Source organism: Aerococcus sp. L_32 (assembly GCF_050689315.1).
In genome coordinates, this window is record NZ_JBOEQF010001202.1 from 1 (window position 1) to 557 (window position 557).

Here is a 557-nt window from a genome sequence, read left to right on the forward strand (position 1 = left end):
AGTAGTGTCTGTTGCCTCACTAGTAGCTGAAGTTTCAGACGTATCTGAAGCTAACTCACTCTCACTAATGGCTATTTCCTCAGTACTTGTGCTTGCTTCTTCCGATTGACTAGTTGATTCACTACTTGTCGTAGCTGATTCAACTTGAGATGATGCCACATTACTTGTATATAAACCTTGTGCATTTTCATCCGCTTGAACTTGTGTAATAGTATATCCAGCTGCTAATACTCCGGCGGCTAGGAATCCCATCACTACTTTTGGCGTTTTCATTAAAATCACACCTTTCTATACCTATAAGTCTAAAGAAAAATATAGATATATTCAAACGATTTCATGCGCTTTAAACCTTTCTTAAGGGTTTAGCAAAGATATATTTACTAAACTTGCCTTTAACCTGGCATTACCCTTTAATAGCTTGCGCAATTTCCGCTACAGAATTTGAAGAATCCGCATTTAAGTTTTTAAATTTACCGTCTCCACCAACGTAAACTAATGAAGGAACAGTTTTAGCGCCCACTTCAAAACGGAAGTCAGATAAAGCATCATCAGTTGCT

At 37.7% G+C, this 557-nt stretch carries 1 pseudogene; it reads right to left on the reverse strand.

Annotation, left to right across the window (positions count from 1 at the left end):
- A pseudogene (locus ACRCJ0_RS18935) lies at positions 1 to 273 on the reverse strand (hypothetical protein); the annotation flags it as partial.
- Between the last annotated feature and the right edge of the window lie 284 nt (positions 274 to 557).